This is a genomic window from Pedobacter sp. AC402 (assembly GCF_979252805.1).
This window is the reverse complement of sequence record NZ_CEEDAI010000005.1, coordinates 1-25,369: the sequence shown is the minus strand read 5'-3', so window position 1 is coordinate 25,369 and position 25,369 is coordinate 1. Positions and strand designations below refer to the sequence as shown.

Genomic DNA, 25,369 nt, shown 5'->3' with positions numbered 1-25,369 from the left:
GCTAAAACTGGTACCGCAACTGCATTTTTAATTCTGATTTTTTATTGCCCTTAATTTCATCAAGGTAGGTGCCAACGGTTTCTACATCTTTGTAAATAAACAAGCCGTAACGAAGCCAGATATTTAATTTTTTGGCCACATTATATTTTAGGTTTAAATAAGTTCTGTATCCTTTTCCACTGTACATTCCGAAACTAAAACTATATAAAACATCATCCTCATAGGCGTAAATTCGGCTATTGTAGCTCGCTGTGTTGAAATATGCCAGCCGTATATTCCCAGTGAGTTTAGAAAACATGGGAGAATAATCAACATCCTGATAAATCAGGTATCCAAATTCGCCTTTAGTATTCCCTTTTTTAAATTGTGAAAGCTCAGCACGGTTCTGGAAACTCCAGCTTTTGTTCAGTTGCCAGTTTATTTCGGCCCGGTATCCAGTCCTAATTACGTTATCCAGAAAATTTACAGGCACATCTAAATCGGTATTTTGTTGTTTTCGCTCAGTTTTAAATCTAATCAGAGCCTTAAAACCTTTAGAGGGCATATATACAGCCTGTCCGAGTATTTCATAACCTTTTGAAGGTTCATCAACACGGTATTTTAACCACGGAAACCGAAAATAATCGCCGTAAAATGAAAACGCGAAGTGTTTATTAGGGTTAAAATTTAAACCGGCATACAAGCCCTTTTCATTTATCGCTTCGCTGGATTCGGATACGGCTTGATTAAAGAAGCTGTGATAATCTTTAGCATAATTACGGTAAGTTAAAGCAGCAGAAAAGGACCTTGACAAACTGATGAGCACACCGTTAACGTAAGCAAAACCCCCACCTAAACCTTTCGCACCTTCACCGTAGAGGTACAGATTTTTATAGGTGTAGTTGTAAAACAAACCCAAATTTGTTAATGATTTACCGGTAAAACTATATCGATCATAGGCGGCTGTTTGCGTAATGAAACTATTTCCATAATTACTTCGATATGCAATTGCACCGATTGCAAATTCGTTTTGAGCATATTGTACTACTGCGCCATAAATTCTTTGCGAAAGCACATTCTTATTTTTAATTTCAGACGGCGTTCGGTGCAACCCGGTTTGATTAATTGTTGACTGAACCAAATCACCCTGACCACCTATCTTCTTTTGACTGGCATCGAGATTTCTAAAAGAAAGGAAAGGGGTAATGTCGATATTTTTAAACAGGTTTATAGTTGCGGATGCTCCCCTAAAAAATGAATATTCATTTGTAGAGTTATAAGGCCTTAAGCCCAAATCTTTTTTAGCCACACTCGTCACATCAGGGCCCTTTCCAAAAGAAAAGCCAGACCATAATGTTAATCCCTGTCCAAATTGCAAAGTATAATCGCCCAGGATAAGTTTTTTTAGCTTACCTAATTTGAACAAAGCCAAATTTCCTGAGTAAAAATCAAAAGGTTTGCCTCCAAATTTCTCTCCAGCATCTTTATCCAAGGTGATTGCTGCTGATAAAATTGTGCTATAATTATACCTGTAACGGGCCTGAAACTTCTCGGGTGAACCCAAATATCGGTTGCCGGGTAAATCGGTAAAGCCTTTTTGTTTTTGGAGGTTTTGAGCAAAGCGCATCATGAAATCATGTTCACTATCTCTAAAAACGTTTTTTAAGGTGATTTGCTCATATTCACTGGTATTTGTTAAGGTTACGAAAGGCAATAAACTTTGAACAGTTTTGGCATCAAAGCCATCTATACTTTGTAATTCCAATACATCAACAAATTGTCCGTTTGCTTTAACATAAGAGAAAAAATTACTGATTTGCAGTGGTGATAGAAAAATAAATGTTTTTAACTCTTCGGGAGATGTGCGGTTTAAATTAATGGGATGTTTACGATACTTCGTCATCACATCAATCAGCTCACTCATGTCGTAATCTTCAGGAAGATTTTCGGCCATACTCTCCAATATATCGCGGATATCATTTTCCTGTCCATTATTTTGTGCATAAGTTAAATTAGAGCCAGCAATTAGAAAAGCAACAACCATTAGTTTAGGCCGTAATTTTAACCACAATGTTTTTAAGAAGAATTTATAGGAATAACCTGGTTTTGATAACCGGGAAATTTCACTAATCCATCGCATTAAACGATAAATCAGGTTATTTGGAGTAGTTGATAACAGGAAAAAAAAGACAAGCAACAATAAATACCATATTTTCATAAGCAGTAATTAAACTATTAAAGAAAATGGGGGAGATTATTGTATTACTTGTGCAAGTATACAGAAAATAATTACTAAACTACAATATAAGTATTTTTAAATATTATTTATTGTAGTATAAAGCAGCGGTTGATTTAAAGCTCTTCGGCTAGATTTACCAGGAAACCTTTCAGTTTTTCTAACGAGTCAATAATTTTTTGATTTTCGCGTACGCCTGTCTTATTATTTTTAAGGTAATCTTTGGCACCTTTTAAAGTAAAGCCTTTTTCATCTACCAAATTGAAGATAATTTTTAAATTCTCGATATCTTCAGGAGTGAATAGACGGTTGCCTTTTTTGTTTTTTTTAGGCTGAAGAATATCGAATTCTTTTTCGTAAAAACGGATTTGGGATGCGTTTACATTAAACATTTCAGTCACTTCGCCCATGGTATAATACATCTTATTAATGTCTCTTTCTTTATACGGCATATTTTGTGCTTGATTATGAGTGTCTTATATCGATTAATTAAAGTATTCAAATGTAGCTCGATTTTTCCTTATTAACGCAATAAAATTTTAATTTTGTTCCCTCCAATAATATTGAAATGACAGCAAAAGAGATTAGACAGGCATTCCTTAGTTTTTTTGAATCGAAACAACATCATGTTGTTCCTTCCGCACCGATTGTGGTTAAAAACGACCCAACATTAATGTTTACCAACGCAGGGATGAACCAGTTTAAAGATTTGTTTCTTGGAGAAGCTGCTATAAAATATGCCCGGGTGGTTGATACTCAACGTTGTTTACGGGTTTCGGGTAAACATAATGACTTGGAAGAAGTAGGTATTGATACTTATCACCATACCATGTTCGAAATGCTGGGCAATTGGAGTTTTGGCAATTATTTCAAAAAAGAAGCCATTGCCTGGAGCTGGGAATTATTAACTGAAGTTTATAAAATTCCAAAAGACAAGTTATATGTTACCTATTTTGAAGGTGATGAAAAAGAGGGATTGGAAAAAGATCAGGAAGCATATGATCTTTGGAAACAGTATGTTGACGAAAGCCACATTTTACCAGGAAATAAAAAAGATAATTTCTGGGAAATGGGCGATACAGGGCCATGCGGACCATGTTCTGAAATCCATGTAGATTGCCGTACTGATGAGGAAAAGGCTACCGTTAATGGTGCTACACTTGTAAATGCCGATCATCCTCAGGTTATCGAAATCTGGAACAATGTATTTATGCAGTTTAACCGTTTAAAGGATGGCTCGCTGCAAAGTTTGCCTGCTAAACATGTAGATACAGGAATGGGATTTGAACGTTTGGTACGTGTTTTACAAGAGAAAACATCAAACTACGATACAGATGTTTTTCAACCGATGATTCAGTTTATTGCAGAAAAATCTGGAATTCAATATGGTGCCGACGAGAAAACAGATATTGCAATGCGTGTAATGGCCGATCACATTCGTGCCATATCATTCGTTATTGCCGATGGTCAGTTACCTTCAAATAACAAAGCTGGTTACGTTATCCGCAGGATTTTGCGTCGCGCTGTTCGTTATGCTTATACCTTCTTAAACTTCAAGGAGCCTTTTTTAAATCAGTTGGTACCTTTATTGGCTGAACAATTTAAAGGCGTTTTTGATGAATTGAATTCGCAACAGGATTTTGTACAGAAAGTAGTTTTAGAAGAAGAGGTTTCATTTTTAAGAACTTTAAGGTCTGGAATTAGTCGTTTCAACAGCTATTTATCTTATAAAAACGACAATACATTGATGATTGATGGTGAAGATAATGATAGCTTAATTCATATCTCATTATTAGAAAGAGACAAGGATGATAGAAAAAATAAGCGTATTTCTGGACAATTTGCATTTGAGTTAAATGATACATTTGGTTTTCCAATTGATTTAACAGAATTGATGGCTCGTGAAAAAGGTTGGACAGTTGATATGAAAGGATTTAACGAAGCACTTCAACAACAAAAAAATCGTTCTCGTGCAGCAACTGCAATTGATACTGGTGATTGGATTGTTGTGAATACCGAAGATCAGAGTGAATTTGTGGGTTACGATGATTTGGAAGTCGAAACGGAGATTTTAAAATACCGTAAAGTAAAAGCCAAAGGAAAAGAGCAATATCAGATTGTTTTACGCCAAACACCTTTTTATGCAGAAAGCGGTGGCCAGGTTGGAGATAAAGGCCGTTTGGAAGACCACAGCCGCCAGTTTTGGGTTGACATTACCGATACAAAAAAGGAAAATGGCCTAACTGTACATTTTGCAGATATACTACCTGATAATTTGGAAGGTAAATTTTGGGCTGTTGTAGACGAAGATAAACGTGTGTTAACAGAAGATAACCATTCTGCAACACATTTACTCCATGCTGCTTTAAAGCAGGTTTTGGGTCAACATGTAAACCAGAAAGGCTCATTGGTTAATGCAGATTACCTACGTTTCGATTTTTCTCACTTTGCGAAAGTAACCGACGAAGAGTTGGCGCAGATTGAAGTAATTGTAAACCAAAAAATCCGCCAGAATATCAAATTAAAAGAACAACGCAATGTTCCTTATCAGGATGCAATTGAAAGTGGCGTAACCGCTTTATTTGGCGAAAAATATGGCGATTTTGTAAGGATGATTACATTTGACGATCATTTTTCAAAAGAACTTTGTGGTGGTACTCACGTAAAAGCTACCGGACAAATCGGATCTTTTAAAATTATTTCTGAAAGTGCAGTTGCTGCCGGTGTTCGCCGTATCGAAGCCATTACTGCCGATAAAGCGGAGCAATATTTCTTGGATCAAAGAAAAGAACTTGGACATTTAAAAGCTTTATTAAACGGAAGCAAAGATTTATCAGCATCTGTTCAGGCTATATTGGACGAAAATGCAAAACTGAAAAAAGAAATAGAAAAATCTACTTTAGAGCGTGTTAATACTTTAAAACACGAAATTGTACACCATGTTAGAGGTATACACGGTATTAATTTGATAGCGAAACACATCGATTTACAAAGTGCTGACGCCGTTAAAAACTTAGCCTTCTCTCTTAAAGAGATGATCGATAATCTTTTCTTGGTTTTTACCACAGAAATTGATGGCAAACCAGGAATAACGGTAATGCTTTCTGATCATCTGGTTAAAAAAGGACTAAATGCATCAAACATTGTTCGCGAACTTGGCAAAGAAATTCAGGGAGGTGGAGGCGGTCAGCCGTTTTATGCTACAGCCGGAGGTAAAAACCCAGCAGGTTTACCGATAGTTTTGGAAAAAGCGGAGCGTTTTATTCCTCACCACTAACCTAATAAACCTTAAAGTGTTAGAATAAGTTCAGCACAATGATACAGCAATAAAAAAGAGGCCCTAAAGCCTCTTTTTTATTTTAATGTCTACCATGTTTTTCACGGTGTCCTCTAGAGAATAAACTGGAATTTACTCTTCTGTCATGATACCTGTTATCTACGCGGTATGATCTATAATTATTTCTTGGCGAACTGTATCTGACTCTGTTACCACCACCACCGTACGATGAACGGTAATAATTGTTATGATGAGAATAAGTTACCCGATGAGAATTGTAATTGCGATAAGGATTATTTCCATATACCACTACCTTTCTACCTCTATGCAGATCATATCCTCTATATCTGGCTGGCAAATACCTCGATCTTGTCCATCTGTTTCCATTTAAATAAACAAATTGCCTTTGTGAAACGTAATAATAAGATTGAACTTCTGGGAGATAGTAATAATTAACATCTTGATAACCCGCCGGAACCCAGGCAGGTTGAGCACCAATATTTACATTAATACTTACCTGAGCGTTAGATTGATTAGATGTTAAAGCCACGATACCTACAATCGCGGAGATGAGAAATAACTTTTTCATAATAATCTATTTAATTTGTGTGTACTTCAGTAATTCAAACGCTGTGCCAAAATTTCTATTGTAACAGAGATATAAAAAAAGGAGCTCCTTAACGAAACTCCTTTACCTTTTAACCTATAAACAGTAGCCTAATGTTTGTCTTTACCTTTTCCATGGCCATGTCCCTTATTTTCTTTCCCGTAGATTTTTTTTGCTTGTCCGGGAGGCATACCATGAGGGTGGCCTTTAACAACGTAATATCTACTGTCATCACTATCTCTAATAATTAACTGACCTTTATTGCCTTTGTACTTCGCATATTTTACCTTATCATTTTTAAAATTCAGGTAAGGCTTTGGCGAATTAACAACAACTTTGTATCCATTATATAAATCATAATTACCATATCTGCCCGGTAAAGAATTTGAAAAAATCCAATCATTTCCATTTAAGTAAACAAATTGTTTGCGCGGAACACTGTAGTAACTTTCTACATCCGGAAGGTAATAATAATCTACATGATCATACCCGGTAGGGCCCCATAATGGTTGTGAGCCAATGTTAACATTTACATTTAACTGTGCTTTTACTTGAGTACTTAGCAATGAAACCATCATTACTACAGCAATTAAAAATAATCTTTTCATAAAATTTAATTTGTGTGTTTTTGTTTAGTACTAAACACGTGCCAAAAAATATTAAATAAAAAGGGAGCTTCTCCCGAAACTCCCTTTTTCACAATTAGATATTATTTTTAATGACGATCATTACCTCTATTATCATTGCGGCTTCCCTCTGAGCGACCATTGCCATTATTGTTTCGTTGCGGACGGTTGTTGTTTTGTGCTGGCCTTGTAACATTTCTTTCTACAATTCGGGTAGAACGGTTATTATTTCTAACTACAACAACATTATTATTTGGACGTTGATTGTAGTTTGGATGGCCTTTAACCACATAGTACTTAGCATCGCGACTATCTCTTATAATAGTTTGACGGCCACTATAGTTTTTATATTTGCTATACCGCGTTGCATAAACATTGTTTCTTAAATATGGTTTTGGCTCATTAATTACCACTTTATAGGCACGATACAGATCAAAGTTTCCATATTGAGGTGGTAAGTTGTTGGCTGAAATCCAGCGGCCACCATTAGCATAAATATACTGGCCGGATGGTACATAGTAATATGCACTTATATCAGGAAAATAATAGTAGTCTACATGGTCATATCCTGTAGGTCCCCAAACTGGTTGAGAACCGATATTGATATTTAAGCTAACTTGTGCTTTTGCATTGTTTATGCTGAATAATGAAACCATCAAAACTGCAGCAAATAAAACTAACTTTTTCATAACATTTAAATTAAAGGTTTCTTTGTGTGTATTTGCTGAGATAGACAAAACAGTTATCACCAAGTTTAATTGTAGCATATTAATTTAACATTCTTTAACGGTTGCCTAACCCATTGAGTAAAATGCAGAACAATTTTAACAAACTTATTTACAGATGTTTATTAAAAATTTATACTACAGATGCTCTTAATTTGCTCCTTTCAACAATCAATCACTAAAAATTTATGATTATTTTGAATTACTCAAGAAATTAAATAATTGCCATGACAAGAATTTTTAAAAATTTCTCCTTCGGCCTTTTTTAACGAAAGACTAAATAATAACTATATTTGACGCATTAATATTTACCACACATTAAAAACTGTGGTGATTAAACTCATAACATCACGAAGCTTTAAATGCCTTTACAAGAAACAAGCCCCCAAAATACTTTCGAACTCGTTTTCAGGACTGGAAATTCACGTTCAGTTAAATACAAATACAAAAATATTTTCAGCTGATAGTGCATCTTTCGGGGCTTTGCCTAATCAAAATATATCTACTGTTTCGCTGGCACTGCCAGGTGCATTGCCTAAATTGAACAAAGAAGTAGTGGCAAAAGCTATCCGTATCGGCTTGGCTTTAAACTGTACAATTAACCAGGTTAATCATTTCGACCGAAAAAATTATTTCTATGCTGATCTGCCTAAAGGATATCAGATTACGCAAGATAATCAACCTATCTGTGTAAATGGTTTTCTGGAACTTCAATTGGCAGATGGTTCTACAAAAAAAATAGGGATCAACCGCATTCACATGGAAGAAGATGCAGGAAAAAGTATCCACGATCAGGATGAAAATTACTCTCTAGTTGATTTAAACCGTGCCGGGGTTCCGTTAATTGAGATTGTTACAGAGCCTGATATCCGCAGTTCGGAAGAAGCTTCTGTTTTGCTGAGTGAAATCAGAAAACTGGTAAGACACTTAAACGTAAGTGATGGCAACATGGAAGAGGGAAGTTTGCGTTGCGATGCCAATATTTCTATCCGTGCCAAGGGTACTACAACATTTGGTACAAGATGTGAAGTAAAAAACCTAAACTCGATGCGTAACGTACGTAGAGCCATGGATTTTGAATTTGGCCGTCAGGTAGAAGTGATTAGCAATGGAGGCCGGATTATTCAGAGCACATTAAATTTTGATGCTGATAAAGGCACCACTTCACCTATGCGGACAAAAGAGGAAGCTAACGATTACCGTTATTTCTCAGATCCGGATTTACAACCGATTCATATTTCTGATACCTGGTTAGCAGAAATTAAATCGTTGATGCCTGCATTACCAAATGAAATTTCTATACAAATGATCTCAGAATTTGGAATAAGTAAGGCAGATGCAGCACTTTTTGCTGAAGATTTAGAACTTTTAAATTATTTTAATAATGCACAACCTCTTGTTAACCATAAAAAAAGCCTGATCAATTGGCTAATTGGCCCGATAAGAGCTGTGCTAAATGAAAAAGGAATCACAATAACAGATTTTAAGGTAAGTCCGCCGCAATTAGCGGATGCCATTAATTTGGTTGATGATAAAAAAATAACACAACAAATTGCCATTCAACAGTTATTACCTGCTATTGAATTGCATGAAAATACAAAAGTGGCAGACTTGGCGCAGTCATTAAATCTCCTTATTACCGAAAATGGAGATGAATTAAGCACTTTTATTGATGAAGTGTTAAATAAATACCCGCAACAGGTAGAAGCGTACAAGAAAGGTAAAAAGGGCGTTTTAGGTTTGTTTGTTGGTGAGGTAATGAAACTCGCCAAGGGTAAAGCAGACGCCAAAAAATTAAATGAATTAATACTTGAAAAATTGAAATAATGAGACTAAAACAATTGAGCATTATCATGCTGATCGCTATTGCTTTTACTGCATGTAAACCTAAAGATAGCTTTACCATTGATGGAACTTTTCAGAATCCCGGAACGGAAAAGAAAGTTTTTTTATACGGCATGCAGAACAGTAATATGGTTGCAATTGATTCGACCAATTTATCAGAAAAAGGAGAATTCAAATTTATCCGTAAAACACCATCTGTCGATTTCTTCAGGGTATCAGTTGGTAACCACGAATTTATGCTGATTGCAAAAAATGGCGATGACATTAAATTGGAAGCTGATTTGGCTGATAAAACTATGGCATATAAAATTTCGGGCGCAAATGAAGTAGATAAATTATCAGAGTTAAATGCCATTAGAAACAATTTTGCAAAACAAGTAGAAAAACTGCAGGCTGATTTTGAAGCCAAAGTATCAAAACAGCCGGAGAACAGGGCTGCTGTGCTTGAATCGATGAAGCCACAGTATGAATCGTATATTAACCAGTTGAATACAGAGATTATTAAATTTGCTAAAGATAACAAAGGAACGCTTGCTAGTTTCTATGCAATGAACACTTTAAGTCCGCAGGAATATGAAGCTGAATTGGTAAAATTTGCTGATGAAGTTAAAGAAGAAATTAAAGGAAATGCTACAGTAGACGCTTTTGTTAAGCAAATGGCCTTATTAAAGGCTGTACAGGTAGGCCAGGTTGCGCCTGCATTTACAATCAATACGGCAGACAATAAACCCGTAAATTTATCTGATTATAAAGGTAAATACGTATTAATTGATTTTTGGGCATCATGGTGTCAGCCTTGCCGCCAGGAGAATCCTAATGTGGTTAAAGTTTACAATAAATACAAACAAAAAAACTTCGACATTATCGGTATTTCTTTAGATACAGATAAAGCAGCCTGGTTAGGTGCAATAAAAGCCGACGGACTAACCTGGACACATGTTTCGGAATTGAAAGATTTTAATGGCGAAACGGTTAAAAAATACCAGGTGCAAGCCATACCAACTTCTTATCTTGTTGATCCTGCCGGAAAAATCGTTGCTAAAAACCTGCGTGGCGATGAACTGGAAGCATTTTTAGTTAAAACGTTACGTTAAAACAAATTCCATGTTAAACTAATTTAAGTAATTAACAATTTCTTAACTTAGGCTTAACTATATATTGCATCATAGACACTACTTTCGTAACAAATATTTAACTATGAACAACGCAGGTCAGAAAATATTAATTGTTGATGATGAACCAGATATTCTGGAGCTTATTGAATATAACCTTAAAAAAGAGGGTTATCAGGTTTTCACAGCAACCAATGGCCAGGAAGGAATTACAGTTGCGAAAAAGGTACATCCGGATTTAATTATACTGGATATTATGATGCCTAAAATGGATGGGATAGAGGCTTGCCGCTTAATGCGTGCAATACCCGAGTTCAAAAATACATTTATGGTTTTCCTAACCGCCAGAAGTGAGGAATACTCTGAAATTGCAGGATTTAACGTTGGTGCTGATGACTACATTGCAAAGCCGATAAAACCACGTGCACTAGTTAGCCGAATAAATGCAATTTTGAGGAGAAACACCGGAACGGAAGAAATATCTGAAAACAAATTAGAAATTGGCGATTTAGTGATCGACCGTGAAGCTTATTTGGTTTTTCAAGGTGGAAATAAAGTGGTTTTGGCTAAAAAAGAATTTGAGCTTTTATACTTACTGGCTTCGAAACCAGGGAAAGTTTACACCCGTGAATCCATTCTTAAAAACATCTGGGAAGACTCGGTAGTAGTAACCAACAGAACTATTGATGTACATATCCGTAAATTAAGAGAAAAATTAGGTGAAACTTATGTATCAACCGTAAAAGGAGTAGGTTATAAGTTTGAGCTATCTTAAATAATTTTTCATTACCAATAAACACAGATTAACACAGATCTTTTCTGATGATTAATCTGTGTTTTTTTATGCTGTCGTTAATTAGATTCTGAAACAAGTTTAGGAGTATGATACCTGTAACAAATTTGTCCAGCTGAATTCATTTTACTGACTTTCTCAAGCAAGGCCCTGAAATAAATTCAGGGTGACGACCAGCTTAAAAAAATAAAATCGTATTTTTGCGCTTCATTAATTACAGCACAGTTTGAAGTTTCCAAATTTTAAAGACCTTATTCTTTTCGAAGACAACGATTTCATAGTTATCAATAAACCTCCTTTTTTAGCCTCACTTGATGAGCGTGGCGGATCTGGAGAAACCAATGTATTACGCCTTGCTAAACAATATAGCGATGATGCACAGGTTTGTCACCGTTTAGATAAAGAAACATCAGGGGCTTTAATTATTGCAAAAAACCCAGAAGGATACCGCCACGCTTCCATGCAGTTTGAAAGGAGAAAGGTAAATAAAACCTATCATGCTGTTGTTGATGGACATGTAATTTTTGATCAGCTTACGGTTGATTTACCAATCTTAAACGATGGAAATAAAAATGTAACCATCGATCGGGCTGAAGGCAAGAGGGCCGAAACCATTTTTGATTCGTTAAAGTACTACAAACATTATACTTTGGTAGAGTGTAAACCAATAACTGGCCGGATGCACCAAATCCGCATCCATCTGGCCACACAAAGGGCTGCTATTGTGGGTGATGACATGTATAAAGGGAAACCTGTTTTTCTTTCTTCAATTAAGAGGGGTTATAAATTAGCCAAAGGCGAAGAGGAGCAACCCATCATGAAACGTTTTGCCTTACATGCCAGACACCTGATTTTTAAGGGATTAAATGATCAGGATATTGTTATTGATGCACCATACCCAAAAGATTTTGCTACACTAATAAAGTTGTTAGATAAATTTGATGCATAAAACAAGCCTTTAAATTGGCTCTTTTCGTTGTTTTTGTTACTTTTGGCTTATTCGCTATCTATTAAAAAACAATAGAATGTACATTAGATTTGTAAATTACCTTGATCAGATTAACCTATACCGAAAATCTAAAATATCAAACCGTAATTTCTTAATTATCTTAGCTGTAATTGTTGGGATTTTAGCTGGCCTCGCAGCCGCCGCATTAAAAAGTTTAACCCATCATATCGAAGAATTTCTTCAATCAGATTGGCACTGGAAATATAAATACTACCTGTATTTTATTTTTCCGATGATCGGTATTTTCTTAACCGTACTTTACATTAAATATTTTATTCGCAAATCAAAGTTCGAAACGGGTTTAACACCTTTGCTTTATGCAATTTCAAAAAAATCGAGCAAGGTGGAAGCACACAATATTTATTCGCAGATTATTACCGCAGCCATAACAGTAGGCTTTGGTGGCTCAACAGGCTTGGAAGCTCCAATTGTTACCAGCGGGTCGGCAATTGGTTCTAATTTAGCTCGTTTATTGGGTTTATCTTACCGGGAAATTACCATGTTGGTGGCCTGTGGTGCTGCTGCAGGTATAGCAGGGGCTTTTAATAGTCCTGTTGCGGGAATTGTTTTTGCTATTGAAATTCTATTGCCCGAATTTACCATCCCTGCATTTATTCCTTTATTGCTTTCGGCAGCCACCGCGGCTGTTGTGGCAAGGTTATTTTATACGCAACAACTTTTCTTTTTGGTTACAGAAGGATGGAAGGTAAATGCATTATTTTATTATGTAATACTCGCTTGTTTTATTGGCTTATTCTCTATCTATTTTACAAAAGCCAATTATGCTGTTAAAGGGTTGTTTTATAAAATTAAACATCCTTACACTAAAGTTGTGGTGGGCGGTTTAATGCTTGGGGCATTGGTATTCCTATTTCCAACACTATATGGCGAGGGTTACATTACCATTAAAGGTTTATTAAAGGGTGATTATCAAACGGTTATAAACAACAGTATCTTTGCTGATTACAATAACATCCCAGCATTGGTTGTATTATTTACTGTGGTAACTATTTTTATGAAATCGATAGCCACCCTGGTAACTTTAGGGGCAGGAGGTAATGGTGGTACGTTTGCACCAAGTTTAATTATGGGCGGCTTAATCGGATTTATTTTCGCTTACATTGTTAATTTATCGGGCCTGGCACAATTAAATGTCTCTAACTTTATCGTTGCTGGTATGGCGGCTGCATTAGGCTCAATTATGCATGCGCCTTTAACGGGTATTTTTCTTATTGCAGAAATTACGGGGGGCTATATATTGATGGTTCCATTAATGATTACCACAGCCATTTCTTATGCGATTAACCGCAGCTCGCAAAAACATTCTATTTATACTAAAGCATTGGCAGATAAGGGCGAGCTCTTATCACACGAGGATAAAGACACTACGGTTTTGAACCAAATGAAATTAAGGTATCTGATTGAGAAAAGCTATCCTCAGTTACAGATGAACGATTTGATTTCGATTAAGATGAATGAAATTCTGCAGTCGCATAAAAACATCTGTGCAGTAACTGATGAGTTGGGCGACTTTAAAGGTGTAATTTATATCGAAGAGTTATTTAACGAGATGATTAACCATCCTGATAAAGCGCATTTAATGGCTTCGCAATTGGTTCAGCCGGCACCAAATACCATTAATGAAAATGATGACCTGAAAATGGTTCTTGAAAAAATGGAACAGGATAATGTTTGGATTTTGCCAGTGTTAAATGTGCAAAACCAATATTTAGGTTTTGTATCTAAAACAGCAATTTTTAACAAATACCGTGCATTGCTGATGAGACAGAATGATTACATGGGCTAATTGTGATCCATAAATAAAGGAGAAATGTCATTAATAAAAGAAGTCAAGTTTTAAAAACTTGACTTCTTTACTGTAGTTCTATTCCAATCTTTTTAAGCTCAATTTTTCAATTTGCTATATAGATGAATTATTTAAATATTCGTTTCATCTAATATTAATAAAAGAAGTCAAGTTTTAAAAACTTGACTTCTTTGCTGTAGTTCAATTCCAATCTTATTTAGCCAACTTTTCGATTTTGCTATATAGATGAATTATTTAAATATTCGTTTCATCTAATCTTTAAAAAAAGAAGTCAAGTTTTTAAAACTTGACTTCTTTGCTGTAGTTCAATTCCAATCTTAATTAGCCAACTTTTCGATTTTGCTATATAGATGAATTATTTGAATATTGATTTCATCTAATCATTATAAAAAAGAAGTCAAGTTTTAAAAACTTGACTTCTTTGCTGTAGTTCAATTCCAATCTTATTATATTCTTACTCAGCTCTTTTTAAGCCAAATTTTTCAATTTTGCTGTATAGATGACTTCTTTGAATATCAATTTCATCAGCAGTTTTTGATACGTTCCAGTTATTTTTTTCCAATTTAAATTTTATAAACTCACGTTCAGCGTGATCTTTATAATCCTGGAAGTTATTAAATGAATCGAAAGAAGAAGCAAGGGCTGAACCGCCCGCACCTGCAATTTGTGCACTGCTTGCCGCGCCAATATTTGTTCCTCCGCCTGGGTTGGCAAATGCCCGAACATCGTTTTCTGTAATTACTTTATCACTCAAAATAATTAAACGCTCAATCATATTGTGCAACTCACGTACATTACCTGTCCATGGTAAAGCCTGCAAAGCTGCCATACCACCTTCGTTTATCTTTTTAACAGGCATACCGTAATCACTGCAAATGCTTTCTAAAAAGTTTTGTGCAATAACAGGAATATCATCGGTGCGTTCTGTTAAATGTGGCACATGGATATTAATTACATTCAACCTGTGGTACAAATCCATACGGAAATTACCATCTTCGATTTCTTTTAACAGATCTTTATTGGTTGCCGCTAAAACACGTACGTTAACTTCTATTTCCTTTTCGCCACCAACACGCGAAATTTTGTGTTCCTGCAAAGCACGCAAAACCTTTGCCTGTGCAGATAGGCTCATGTCACCAATCTCATCTAAAAATAATGTACCACCATTGGCCAGTTCAAATTTACCGATACGCTGCTTTACAGCAGAGGTAAACGAACCTTTTTCGTGGCCAAACAATTCACTTTCAATTAATTCTGAAGGAATAGCAGCACAATTTACTTCAATTAGAGGACTATCAGCACGGTTGGATTTTTCATGTAGCCAACGCGCAACCAGTTCTTTACCACTACCATTTGCCCCGGTAATTAATACCCTGGCTTCGGTTGGTGCAACACGTTCTATGGTTTCTTTAATTTTAGAAATACTATCCGATTCACCTAATATTTCGCGGGTTTTACTCGCTTTGCGTTTTAATACTTTGGTTTCGGTAACTAAGTTTCCACGGTCTAAACCATTACGAACAGTAATCAATAAACGGTTTAAATCTGGTGGTTTGGATATAAAATCAAAAGCTCCCTTTTTACTGGCCTCAATGGCAGTTTCTACTGTACCATGACCAGATATCATAATAAAAGGGAGATCGGGTTTAATGATCTGTGCCTGCTCGAGCACTTCCATACCGTCCATTTTATTCATCTTGATATCGCAAAGTACCAGATCGAAATTCCCTTTTTTAATCATTTCGAGTCCATCGATACCGTTATCAGTATCTTCAACATCGTAATTTTCGTACTCCAGAATTTCGCGTAAGGTACTCCTTATCGCACGCTCATCGTCAATTATTAATAATTTAGCCATTAGAGATTTATTCTATATTTCAGATGCGAATATATTATTTTTTAATTAATGTATAGTTTTTTATACAATTATAGGCTATAAACCCTAAAACACCTTAAAGGTTTTAATAAGTGTAATCCATTTTGAATTTAGTTAAATCAGGCTTAAACTTTTTGTTTCTTTTTAATTCAAGTTCATAAATTGTTCGCCCTAAATTCTTCATAAACGGAAAGCACACGGTATCATACTCGTACTTATTATCGTTATAAATACCGTCTTCGTTACTTTGAACCACGGCTGTAAGGAAATATTCAATTCCGTTTTTAAAATCGACGAAGTAAGCATTATCTATAATAAAACCGTAACTGTCGCCATATTTATTAAAAATTCTAATATCAGCATCAGGTTTAACCTGCGCTCTTCCGTAATACAGCATTTTAGCATAAGTTGGCCAAAATTCTTTCGGATCATATTTTGGAAAATCGCTTTCTGTGGGATATTTACTCATATAAGTATAAATGAGTTTATAATCTTCTGCGGTAAGTTTAAATCTGTCTTTAGCTGGAAACGCTTCTGAAAAAATCAATTTCTGCATTAATTTTTGCTGATCGTTAATGGCAAAAGCATTTTTGCCTGCTAAACTGAAAGGTTTATTAACCAGTTTATCTGTACTGTCCAGGTAACCCGTACCCATAACCAAATTATTTAGTTTAAGTTCATATTCTTTAGGGTCGTATTGCGCAGGCTGATTGTATACCAATTGCTGCCCGTTATAAAACTTAATTGGGTTGGTATGCTTAGCCGATTCTCCTGCATCGCCAATGGCCAAACGGTTAAGAATACGGCTATCGTTAAATCCATTTGCTTTGAGTTTTTCGTTAATTTCGGCACGGCCAATAAATTCGAATAACCGGTTAAAGGCATCATTATCACTGGTAAGCAAAATCTTTTTAATATAATGCGCTATTGAGGGAAGTTTGTTTTTCGCACTCGTATCTGCTAAAACCTTTGTTTGAGTTTTATAGGCGCTATCCGTAATCATTGTACTGTTAAGCGTTAGGCCTGTACTTTTCAATCGGTTCACTTTTTCTAAAGCGAAAATTACAGCGGCGAGTTTAACGGTACTGGCGGGATAAAAGTAATGGTGCGGATTCAAATTGTAGCTAAAGGTTTTGAACGTAGCATTATTCTTTGCATCGCGGTTAATCTGGGTATATAATACCTGGATCTGGTTATGATCTGGATGTTGAAGAATGGCAGAAAATAGTTCTGGTTTGCTTTCCATTAACTTTTTCAGAAAAACGGTATCGGTTTTTTGTGCCATAGTGTTTAAGCTGAATAACGAAAATATTAGGGTTAAAATCCTGCTCATGTTTGTAAATTTTGATTCCTAATTTAGGTTTTTCTATTAATAGCATCATTTTCCATCATGCATTTTACATTATAACCCGTTCTAATTTGATGATACCATGGATACTGTATTTCTTACCCTATTATTAATATTCAGCGTAATTAAGCAACAAAATTTCTGCTATCCGCTCTTTTTACTACATTTGCTCTGCTTTTGGTTTCCGGCTTTACAACCGGAATTAAAAGGGAATACAGTGTAAATCTGTAACTGTCCCGCAGCTGTAAGCTCCTTAACGGATTTCCAATCAATTTGCCACTGTTCTGATACCTCAGGATGGGAAGGCAGGAAAGCCGGGAGTAAGTCAGAAGACCTGCCTTAGCATTATATTTCATAGCTTTCGGGGATTGAAGCTAAGGAGTGAGGTACTTACGGTTTTCGTATTTTCATTTCTTTTCCATCTGTTGGCTGTGGGTTAAACTCACAATCAAAATGACACAAAAACATTCTGCCTACGCGGGCACAATGCTGTTTTTTCTATGTTCTTCCATTTTATGGATAGGATTTTTATGGCCTTTAAATACCTGGGCACAAACCGACAGTACAAAAAAAGCAACCCAGCTGAAAGAGGTTCAGATCAGGGAGTACCGATTAACGGAGCAAAGCAAATCGCCAACACCGCTTCAGATCTTATCATCCGAAGATCTGAAAAGAATTAACAGTTTATCCGTTGCTGATGCTATCCGTTACTTTTCGGGTGTACAATTAAAAGATTATGGTGGAATAGGCGGTTTGAAAACGGTAAATGTACGAAGCCTGGGCACTAACCATACCGCAGTTTTTTTAGATGGCATTCAGATTGGCAACGCCCAAAACGGACAGGTAGATTTGGGAAAATTCTCACTCAGTAATCTCGAAGAAATTGCCTTATATAGCGGACAAAAGCCAGAATTGCTTATTCCGGCCAAGGGGTATGCTTCTGCAAGTAGCATTTATTTAAAAACCAAAGCACCTGATTTTGATGAAAACCAGCGCAAACAGGTTGAGCTAACTTTAAAAAGCGGTTCGTTTGGATTGATTAATCCTTCTTTAATTTACCGCTATAAGGTTAGCGAGAATTTAAGTGCAAGTATAAATACTGAATATATCCATGCTGATGGGAAATATAAATTTAGGTACACCAACGGAGTTTTTGATACCACTGCGGTAAGAAATAATGGCGATGTAGAACGTTTTCGGTTACAGGCCGCATTGTTTGGCAAATTTAAAAACGGAAAATGGCATGCGCAAGCGTATTCCTTTTTATCGGATAGGGGATTACCCGGTGCAATTGTATCCAATAGGTTTGATTTTACGCAAAGAATATGGGACCGCGATTTCTTTATCCAGGGGAGTATGGAGAAAAAACTATCCGATGGATTCAGTATTCTTATAAATGGAAAATATGGTTACGTTTATCAGCGTTATTTAGACCCGGATTATGTAACCACCACTGGCTTTTTAGATAACCGATTTAAAGAGCAGGAAGCTTACTTATCTTTTTCGGGGAAATATAAAATCAATTCGGTTTGGGAAGCAGCTTATGCAGCTGATTATAGCTATCAAACTTTAGATGCCAATATTTACCGTTTTTCTTATCCAAACAGGAATACCTTTTTAAATGTGTTAAGCTCATCACTAACGTTAAAAAAGCTCACTATCCAGGCAAATTTATTGAGCACCACTGTAATTGATCAGGTAAAATTATATTCTTCGGCGGGTAATAAGCAAGTTTTCAGTCCAACAGTTATGCTATCGTGGAAGTTTTTAAATAATCAGGACATCAGAATAAGGGCATTTTATAAAGACATTTTCCGGATGCCTACTTTTAACGACTTGTATTATACTTTCATTGGCAATACGCTTTTAAATCCTGAATACACTAAACAATATGATGTTGGCATTACGTATTTTAAAAATTTTAATGATAAGCGGATAAAATTTATCGATTTCCAAACTGATGTTTATTACAACCGGATAAAAGATAAAATTGTGGCACAGCCGGGTGCAAACCTGTACCGCTGGATAATGTACAATATAGGTTTGGTAGACATCCATGGTTTGGAAATTAATGCCAAAACCGCATTTGAGCCTTGTACTGCTTTACTGGTTAATATAGGGCTGAATTACACTTATCAAAAGGCGGTTGATGTGACTTCAAAACAGGAGGAAACTTATCGAGATCAGATTCCTTACATCCCAAAAAACAGTGGTTCATTTTTAGCCCGGATAGATTACCATAACTGGCACGCCAACTACGGTTTTATCTATACCGGCTTCCGTTACAATCAAAAAGCGAACAACATTTATAATTATATGGAACCCTGGTACACCCATGATGCGGCCATTGGTTATGAATTTAAGCTGAAAAACGGAAGTATAAATATCAGCGGAGAAGTAAATAACCTACTAAACCAATATTACGACCTTATTCCAAATTTCCCTATGCCGGGTAGAAATTACAGGCTAACGTTAAATTATAAACTATGAAGCATTTAAAATTTACGATAAACATATTGTTTTTGGTGGTTTTGGCATCCTGTAGAAAAGACCCCAAGCCTTTGCCTTCAGAAATTAGCAGGTTAGAACCAGATCCAACTTCGGCTGTGAAAGGATTTTACCTGGTTAACGAAGGTAATATGAACATGAATAAGGCTTCGTTGGATTATATGGACCTGGTTAATGGCATTTATACCCGTAACCTATACAATCAAGTCAACCCAGAGGTTACCAAAGGTTTGGGCGATGTAGGGAATGATATTGGCCGTTATGGTAGCAAGCTTTACGTAGTGATTAACGTATCAAATAAGGTTGAAGTGTTGAATGTAAAAACAGGAAAGAAAATCGGACAGATCAACATCACCAATTGCCGCTATATCACTTTCAATAAAGGGAAAGCTTATATAAGTGCTTATTTAGGCAAAGTTGGCGATCCGAAGGCACCTAATGGAATTGTGGCAGAGATAGACACTTCGGCACTTAGCATAAACCGTACAGTTGAGGTTGGCCGACAGCCAGAAGAAATGGCCATTATCGGCAGTAAATTGTATGTAGCAAATTCAGGTGGTTATAGTCCGCCAGATTATGAGGATACCCTGTCAGTGATTGATCTACCCAGTTTTAAAGAAATCAAGCGCATCGAGGTTGCTATAAATCTGCATCGTGTTAAAGCTGATCGTTATGGTGATTTGTATGTGACTTCACGTGGAGATTATTATAGCATCCCATCAAAGCTTTTTGTAATTGATACCCAAACCGACCAAATTAAAAAAGGTATTCAATATTGCCGCTGGTAACCTGGTTATTGATGATGACTTCGCTTATATCTACAGCACAGAGTGGAACTACATAGCGGGTAAAAACAAAATTAGCTTCAACATGATCAACGTAAAGGACGAAACAATAATGGATCGCAAATTTATTACGGATGGTACTGAAAAAGACATTAAAATCCCTTACGGAATTGCGGTTAACCCTACCAGTAAAGATGTATATGTAACAGACGCTAAAGATTATGTTACCCCCGGAAAATTACACTGTTACAGCTCAGAAGGTCGCTTAAAATGGTCGGTTACTACTGGCGATATCCCGGCCCACATTGCATTTATAAATTAAATATATACCATGAAGAATTTTTTAAAAACCTAATTAACTGAATATGAATACAAAATTTACAATAATCTTAACACTTTTATCAGCTGTGCTATTTTCATGTAAAAAGGAAAGCGCGGTAGAAAAAGATAACCAAGGCGATAAACCTGTTGCTAATCAATCTCCTTATTTAAGTAAAATATACGAATTTAAACAAGCTCCAGGGCAGTTTACAAATGATTTGGTTAAAACCGACATCTTAATTGGTAGTGCTGGCAATGGTCTTATTTCACTTGGCGGTTATGGGGGTTTTATTGTATTTGGTTTTGATCATAGTGTAACCAATTCAGCTGGAGCCGATCTGGGCATTTACGGTAATCCTTTAATTGGAGTGGATATGGAATTTTCTGAACCTGGCATTGTGTCTGTAATGCAGGACGTAAACAAAAATGGAATTCCGGATGATGTTTGGTATGAACTCGCGGGAAGTGAATACAATGCCTCAACCACCCTCAAAAATTATAAAATTACCTATTACAAACCTGCGAAAGCAACAGATGATATCCGTTGGGCAGATAATCAGGGGAAGGAAGGACTTATATTGAAAAACCAGTTCCATACGCAAGATTATTTCTCTTCATGGGCTACTACAAACGAAATTTCTTTCACCGGAACTTTACTTAAAAACACATTAAACCCCGGAGATATCATAACCAATAAACCTTTTGCTTTTGGCTATTCAGATAACGGATCGAGCGAGTATATTACTTTGCAGGAATCATTAGGAAGGGGATATAACACCTTTGATATTGATTGGGCGGTAGATAATACAGGTAAAAAAGTAAGCCTTAGCTCAGTCGATTTTGTAAAGGTATACACTGCACAAAATAATAATGGGAATCCTTTTAGCCCTGATAATGACAATGAGCGGTCGCGCTATTTGGGCGAAATCTCAACAGAATTTGGTGGGGCAGTTGATCTTAAACTTTTAAAAAAATAAATAACACAATATATTATAATGAAACAATTAAACTTTAAACAGCTTCTGATAGGGGCATTAATTTTAACCACAGGTTTACACGCTTGTAAAAAGGACACCGTAGAAAACATACAAACAGATCCGGTTGCAGGTAAATACGACAATGGCTTTTTTGTAATTGGGGAAGGATCTTACGGACAAAACGCTGGCACAGTAAGCTTTTATCGTTACGGTGATGATACCCTTAACATTCGGGCATACGAGAAAGAAAACCCGGGTAAGCTGTTATCAAATGCAGCCAAAACGAGTACATTGCAGTTTGCATCAGTAATAAACGGAAGCATTTATTTAATGTGCAAGGTGAATGGTCCAATTGTAAAAATAAATGAATTTACTTTAAAAGAAGAGGCCAGGTATGTACAGGAAGCCAGTAACTGGAGAAGCATTATAAAGGTTGATGGAAACAGGGGATTGGTAAGTGCCAATGATGGTGTTTACCAGATCGATTTAAATACATTGGCCGTACAAAATAAACTGACTTCTGTTGGTGCTGTAAATACCGGGGACATGTGGAAAAAAGGCGATTATGTGTATCTTTTACAGAGCAATGGTGCAAAAATTGTATCCGCTAATAATTATTCACTGGTAAAAAGTTTCTCTAATATTAACCGTGGGTTTGCACAAACACCAAATGGCAAAGTTTGGGCTTCTACAGGTAGCAGGTTAATCGCTATAGATAATAACCTTGATACTACAGGAGTGGCTTTACCAGTGTCAATAGGAACCTTTGGGCTGGATGCACCGACAAGAATTACCGCTTCAACAAAAGAAAATGCGGTTTTCTACCATTCAGGAAAGGCCATTTATAAATACGTTGATGGTGATAAAACATCGTTATCGCAACCGTTTATCAATATTACCGAGGATCCATTTATGGTTTACGGAGCGATCCGTTACGATAGAAATAAAGATTATGTCGTAATTAATGGAATCCAAAATTATGGCGCAGCCGCTACCGTAAACTATTTATTAATTTACAATGCCTCTACAGGTGCGTTGGTAAAAAGAATTAAATACGGTGGTGATGGCGTTACTACCGATTTTACAAAGATATTTTTTAATGATTTGGCAATTTTCCACTAAAAAATTATAATGCCTCAATCTTAAAGGTCTGCAAAATCTTCATTGCAGGCCTTTTTTTATAATGCTGGATTTTAATACCGCAAGCCCTTCTATATAAACCCTATAGTAGCTGCAGCCTCCGATTTTTTTCATCGGAGCTACAGCATCCTAAGAGATTAAAATACCAACAAAGCTAGTCCATGTTTTTTACGCTTTGCTCTATACTTTTTTTACTACATTTGCGCTGCTTTTGGTTTCCGGCATTACACCCGGAATTAAAAGGGAATACAGTGTAAATCTGTAACTGTCCCGCAGCTGTAAGCTCTATAACGTTTTTCAATCTATAAGTCACTGTTTCGGTATCCGTTACGGGAAGACAGAAAACCGGGAGTAAGTCAGAAGACCTGCCTTTAGCGTTTAATTTCATAGCTTTCGGGGATTGAAGCTAGGATTGAGGTACTTAACGTTTTTCGTATTTTCATTTCCTTTTCTAATCTGTTGGCTGTGGGCAAAACCACAATCAAATGAACAAACAAACAATGCTAACTGTAGCCGGTTTAGGCTTTGCACAGTTAATGATTAGCCAGGTGGCTAATGCGCAAACTCAAGACAGTTTGCAACTTAAAGATGTTGTAATTTCTGCAACTAAAAACGATCAGAAACAATCTCAAACAGGTAAAGTTGTTACCATTATCAGTCGCGAGATATTAGAGCGCAGCAATGGTAAATCATTGCCGGAACTAATTAGCGAACAAGCCGGAATTATTGTTGCGGGTGCAAGCAGCAATCCAGGTTTAAACAAATCAGTATTTTTCAGGGGTGCAGGAAGTGTCTTATGCTGTAGTGTTAATTGATGGTATTGTACAGAACGATCCATCAGGCAACGGAGGCGCTTTCGATTTGAAGGTTGATTTCCATCGATCAGATTGACCATATCGAAATTTTAAGAGGTGGCCAATCTACCATTTATGGTTCTGATGCTGTTGCAGGTGTAATCAATATCATTACAAAAAAAAAGCTGGTCCGAAGGGAAATACCATTTACGGTGTAGCCAGTGCTGGCAGTTACGAAACTTATAAAGGAACAATTGGTTTAAACGGTGGTGTTGAAGGTTTTACTTATAACATCAACTATACCCACGCAAAAACAGATGGAATTTCTGAAGCGGCAACACCTGCAACAAGTAATGCTGCATTTGATAAAGATGGTTTTAAAACCGATGCCTTAAATGCAAATTTTGGAATTAAATTAGATAACCATTTTTCCGTAAATCCTTTTGTACGTTATTATTATGGCGATTATAAGTTTGATGGTGGTGCATTTACCGATGCAAACAACTATTCTATCCTTAAAAACTTTGCCGCAGGTACAAATGCCAGGTACGAATTTGCTACAGGTAAAGTAACATTAAATTATAGTTTTGAAAGTACAAGAAACGATGCACATTAGTCAGTTTTCGAGCCTTAATGAAGGAAGGGTATCATTGTTGGATTTATTTTACAACCAAAAAATAAACAATAAACTCGATTTATTAGTAGGGATTGATAACCGCGTGATGAAATTATCATCAGCAGCAAACAAGCCCGAAACTAATATTTTTGCCGCATACGGATCATTATTTTTACATGATTTAAGTGTTTTTAATCTTGAAATTGGCGGACGTTACAATAAACACAAACAATATGGCGAAAACTATACCTACTCAATTACCCCAAGCATTAATATTATTAAAGAGATAAAATTATTCGGAACAGTTTCAACTGCATTTAAAGTACCTACACTAAATATGCTTTTTGGTCAGTTTGGAGCCCAACCTTGATTTAAAGCCGGAGAAATCACAAAATTACGAGGCAGGAGTTAACTTTCTTAGTTTTGCTGATGATCAGTTTAGCTTACGCCTGGCAGGTTACAAACGCGATTTAACTGGATTGCGATTCTTTATGCTTTTCCAAATGGATACATCAATCAGGTGAGTCAGAAAACCAAAGGTTTTCGAAGTAGAACCAGCAGCTAAATTTAGTGTATTTACAATTAACGGTTATTACGCATATGTAGAAGGTAATGAGTTTAACTTTGTAGATAATGCTGTTGCCAACTATCTTTTCCGCAGACCAAAGCATACTTTTGGTATTACTGCAGGTGCACAGGCCACCAGCAACTTATTTGTGAGTGCCAACTTCCGTTACTTTGGTAAACGTAAAGATGGAAATTTTGTAACCTATACCGTTGATGATTTAGCGGGTTACAAGCTATTTAATGCTTACGCAGAATATGCATTGAAGCGGCGCACGAAAAACGCGAAAGCGTTTCACGATAAAATGCGAAAACCAGTGGTGTTAGCGAGGTAGACCTGGTGTAAACACCCGGTTGCAACAAGAAGATATGTCAAGATCAAGGTATAATTAACATAAACATA

General features: G+C 36.3%; 23 protein-coding genes and 2 riboswitches. Of the genes, 16 read left to right on the top strand and 7 right to left on the bottom strand.

The window, feature by feature from the left end:
* Window position 1: 1 nt before the first annotated feature.
* On the bottom strand, window positions 2–2,197 hold the full coding sequence (locus tag AC0IWE_RS03775) for a helix-hairpin-helix domain-containing protein (protein ID WP_471791998.1): 2,196 nt from the start codon (window positions 2,195–2,197) through the stop codon (window positions 2–4).
* Window positions 2,198–2,331: 134 nt separating this feature from the next.
* A complete protein-coding gene (locus AC0IWE_RS03770; RefSeq protein ID WP_029274329.1) occupies window positions 2,332–2,667 on the bottom strand; it encodes a MerR family transcriptional regulator in 336 nt (111 codons plus the stop codon).
* Window positions 2,668–2,783: 116 nt separating this feature from the next.
* Between AC0IWE_RS03770 and alaS the strand changes: the two genes are divergently transcribed.
* Window positions 2,784–5,492 carry an alanine--tRNA ligase gene (gene alaS / locus AC0IWE_RS03765; protein WP_471791997.1) on the top strand — a complete coding sequence of 903 codons (2,709 nt, stop codon included), beginning with the start codon at window positions 2,784–2,786 and terminating at the stop codon, window positions 5,490–5,492.
* An 82-nt stretch (window positions 5,493–5,574) separates the two neighbouring features.
* Here alaS and AC0IWE_RS03760 read toward each other — a convergent pair whose 3' ends face one another.
* From AC0IWE_RS03760 to AC0IWE_RS03750, 3 genes are all read right to left on the bottom strand, one after another.
* A complete protein-coding gene (locus AC0IWE_RS03760) occupies window positions 5,575–6,081 on the bottom strand; it encodes a hypothetical protein (protein ID WP_471791996.1) in 507 nt (168 codons plus the stop codon).
* A gap of 128 nt (window positions 6,082–6,209) precedes the next feature.
* Entirely contained in the window at window positions 6,210–6,707 is a 498-nt protein-coding gene (locus tag AC0IWE_RS03755) for a hypothetical protein (RefSeq protein WP_471791995.1), read from the bottom strand.
* A gap of 107 nt (window positions 6,708–6,814) precedes the next feature.
* The gene (locus tag AC0IWE_RS03750; RefSeq protein WP_471791994.1) at window positions 6,815–7,414 is read right to left on the bottom strand and encodes a hypothetical protein; all 600 of its coding nucleotides are present in this window, start codon (window positions 7,412–7,414) and stop codon (window positions 6,815–6,817) included.
* Window positions 7,415–7,780: 366 nt separating this feature from the next.
* Here AC0IWE_RS03750 and gatB point away from each other — a divergent pair, with 366 nt between their 5' ends.
* From gatB to AC0IWE_RS03725, 5 genes are all read left to right on the top strand, one after another.
* On the top strand, window positions 7,781–9,277 hold the full coding sequence (gatB, locus tag AC0IWE_RS03745; protein ID WP_471791993.1) for an Asp-tRNA(Asn)/Glu-tRNA(Gln) amidotransferase subunit GatB: 1,497 nt from the start codon (window positions 7,781–7,783) through the stop codon (window positions 9,275–9,277).
* Window positions 9,277–10,389, top strand: a complete 1,113-nt coding sequence (locus tag AC0IWE_RS03740; RefSeq protein WP_471791992.1) for a redoxin domain-containing protein — start codon at window positions 9,277–9,279, stop codon at window positions 10,387–10,389. The genes gatB and AC0IWE_RS03740 overlap by 1 nt, the downstream gene beginning before the upstream one ends.
* Window positions 10,390–10,492: 103 nt before the next feature.
* Window positions 10,493–11,182: a response regulator transcription factor gene (locus AC0IWE_RS03735; protein WP_055913791.1), complete on the top strand. Its 690-nt coding sequence runs from the start codon at window positions 10,493–10,495 to the stop codon at window positions 11,180–11,182.
* Between the two features lie 244 nt (window positions 11,183–11,426).
* Window positions 11,427–12,149, top strand: a complete 723-nt coding sequence (locus AC0IWE_RS03730; RefSeq protein ID WP_471791991.1) for an RluA family pseudouridine synthase — start codon at window positions 11,427–11,429, stop codon at window positions 12,147–12,149.
* A 76-nt stretch (window positions 12,150–12,225) separates the two neighbouring features.
* Window positions 12,226–14,016 carry a chloride channel protein gene (locus tag AC0IWE_RS03725; protein WP_055913785.1) on the top strand — a complete coding sequence of 597 codons (1,791 nt, stop codon included), beginning with the start codon at window positions 12,226–12,228 and terminating at the stop codon, window positions 14,014–14,016.
* A 475-nt stretch (window positions 14,017–14,491) separates the two neighbouring features.
* Here AC0IWE_RS03725 and AC0IWE_RS03720 read toward each other — a convergent pair whose 3' ends face one another.
* Together AC0IWE_RS03720 and AC0IWE_RS03715 are read right to left on the bottom strand one after the other, a co-directional pair.
* Window positions 14,492–15,895, bottom strand: a complete 1,404-nt coding sequence (locus AC0IWE_RS03720; protein WP_055913782.1) for a sigma-54-dependent transcriptional regulator — start codon at window positions 15,893–15,895, stop codon at window positions 14,492–14,494.
* A gap of 103 nt (window positions 15,896–15,998) precedes the next feature.
* The gene (locus AC0IWE_RS03715; protein WP_471791990.1) at window positions 15,999–17,246 is read right to left on the bottom strand and encodes a serine hydrolase; all 1,248 of its coding nucleotides are present in this window, start codon (window positions 17,244–17,246) and stop codon (window positions 15,999–16,001) included.
* Window positions 17,247–17,422: 176 nt separating this feature from the next.
* A riboswitch (cobalamin riboswitch) is annotated at window positions 17,423–17,617 on the top strand.
* A gap of 97 nt (window positions 17,618–17,714) precedes the next feature.
* On the opposite strand from AC0IWE_RS03715, the gene AC0IWE_RS03710 reads away from it, so the two are divergent.
* The 10 genes from AC0IWE_RS03710 to AC0IWE_RS03665 all read left to right on the top strand — a co-directional run bounded on the left by AC0IWE_RS03710 (window position 17,715) and on the right by AC0IWE_RS03665 (window position 25,301).
* Window positions 17,715–19,751 (top strand): TonB-dependent receptor, encoded by a 2,037-nt coding sequence (locus AC0IWE_RS03710; RefSeq protein WP_471791989.1) that lies wholly within the window; start codon window positions 17,715–17,717, stop codon window positions 19,749–19,751.
* The gene (locus AC0IWE_RS03705; RefSeq protein WP_471791988.1) at window positions 19,748–20,557 is read left to right on the top strand and encodes a YncE family protein; all 810 of its coding nucleotides are present in this window, start codon (window positions 19,748–19,750) and stop codon (window positions 20,555–20,557) included. Before AC0IWE_RS03710 ends, AC0IWE_RS03705 begins: the two co-directional genes overlap by 4 nt.
* The gene (locus AC0IWE_RS03700) at window positions 20,505–20,876 is read left to right on the top strand and encodes a hypothetical protein (RefSeq protein WP_471791987.1); all 372 of its coding nucleotides are present in this window, start codon (window positions 20,505–20,507) and stop codon (window positions 20,874–20,876) included. Before AC0IWE_RS03705 ends, AC0IWE_RS03700 begins: the two co-directional genes overlap by 53 nt.
* A 43-nt stretch (window positions 20,877–20,919) precedes the next feature.
* Window positions 20,920–21,852, top strand: a complete 933-nt coding sequence (locus AC0IWE_RS03695; RefSeq protein ID WP_471791986.1) for a PKD domain-containing protein — start codon at window positions 20,920–20,922, stop codon at window positions 21,850–21,852.
* A gap of 18 nt (window positions 21,853–21,870) precedes the next feature.
* The gene (locus AC0IWE_RS03690) at window positions 21,871–22,974 is read left to right on the top strand and encodes a DUF5074 domain-containing protein (protein WP_471791985.1); all 1,104 of its coding nucleotides are present in this window, start codon (window positions 21,871–21,873) and stop codon (window positions 22,972–22,974) included.
* Between the two features lie 213 nt (window positions 22,975–23,187).
* A riboswitch (cobalamin riboswitch) is annotated at window positions 23,188–23,379 on the top strand.
* Window positions 23,380–23,477: 98 nt separating this feature from the next.
* Window positions 23,478–23,807, top strand: a complete 330-nt coding sequence (locus AC0IWE_RS03685) for a TonB-dependent receptor plug domain-containing protein (RefSeq protein ID WP_471791984.1) — start codon at window positions 23,478–23,480, stop codon at window positions 23,805–23,807.
* 53 nt (window positions 23,808–23,860) lie between these two features.
* Window positions 23,861–24,004 (top strand): TonB-dependent receptor plug domain-containing protein, encoded by a 144-nt coding sequence (locus tag AC0IWE_RS03680; protein WP_471791983.1) that lies wholly within the window; start codon window positions 23,861–23,863, stop codon window positions 24,002–24,004.
* Between the two features lie 369 nt (window positions 24,005–24,373).
* Window positions 24,374–24,772: a TonB-dependent receptor domain-containing protein gene (locus AC0IWE_RS03675; protein WP_471791982.1), complete on the top strand. Its 399-nt coding sequence runs from the start codon at window positions 24,374–24,376 to the stop codon at window positions 24,770–24,772.
* On the top strand, window positions 24,747–24,926 hold the full coding sequence (locus AC0IWE_RS03670) for a TonB-dependent receptor domain-containing protein (protein WP_471791981.1): 180 nt from the start codon (window positions 24,747–24,749) through the stop codon (window positions 24,924–24,926). Before AC0IWE_RS03675 ends, AC0IWE_RS03670 begins: the two co-directional genes overlap by 26 nt.
* Window positions 24,927–25,118: 192 nt before the next feature.
* Window positions 25,119–25,301 (top strand): hypothetical protein, encoded by a 183-nt coding sequence (locus tag AC0IWE_RS03665; RefSeq protein ID WP_471791980.1) that lies wholly within the window; start codon window positions 25,119–25,121, stop codon window positions 25,299–25,301.
* Window positions 25,302–25,369 lie beyond the last annotated feature (68 nt).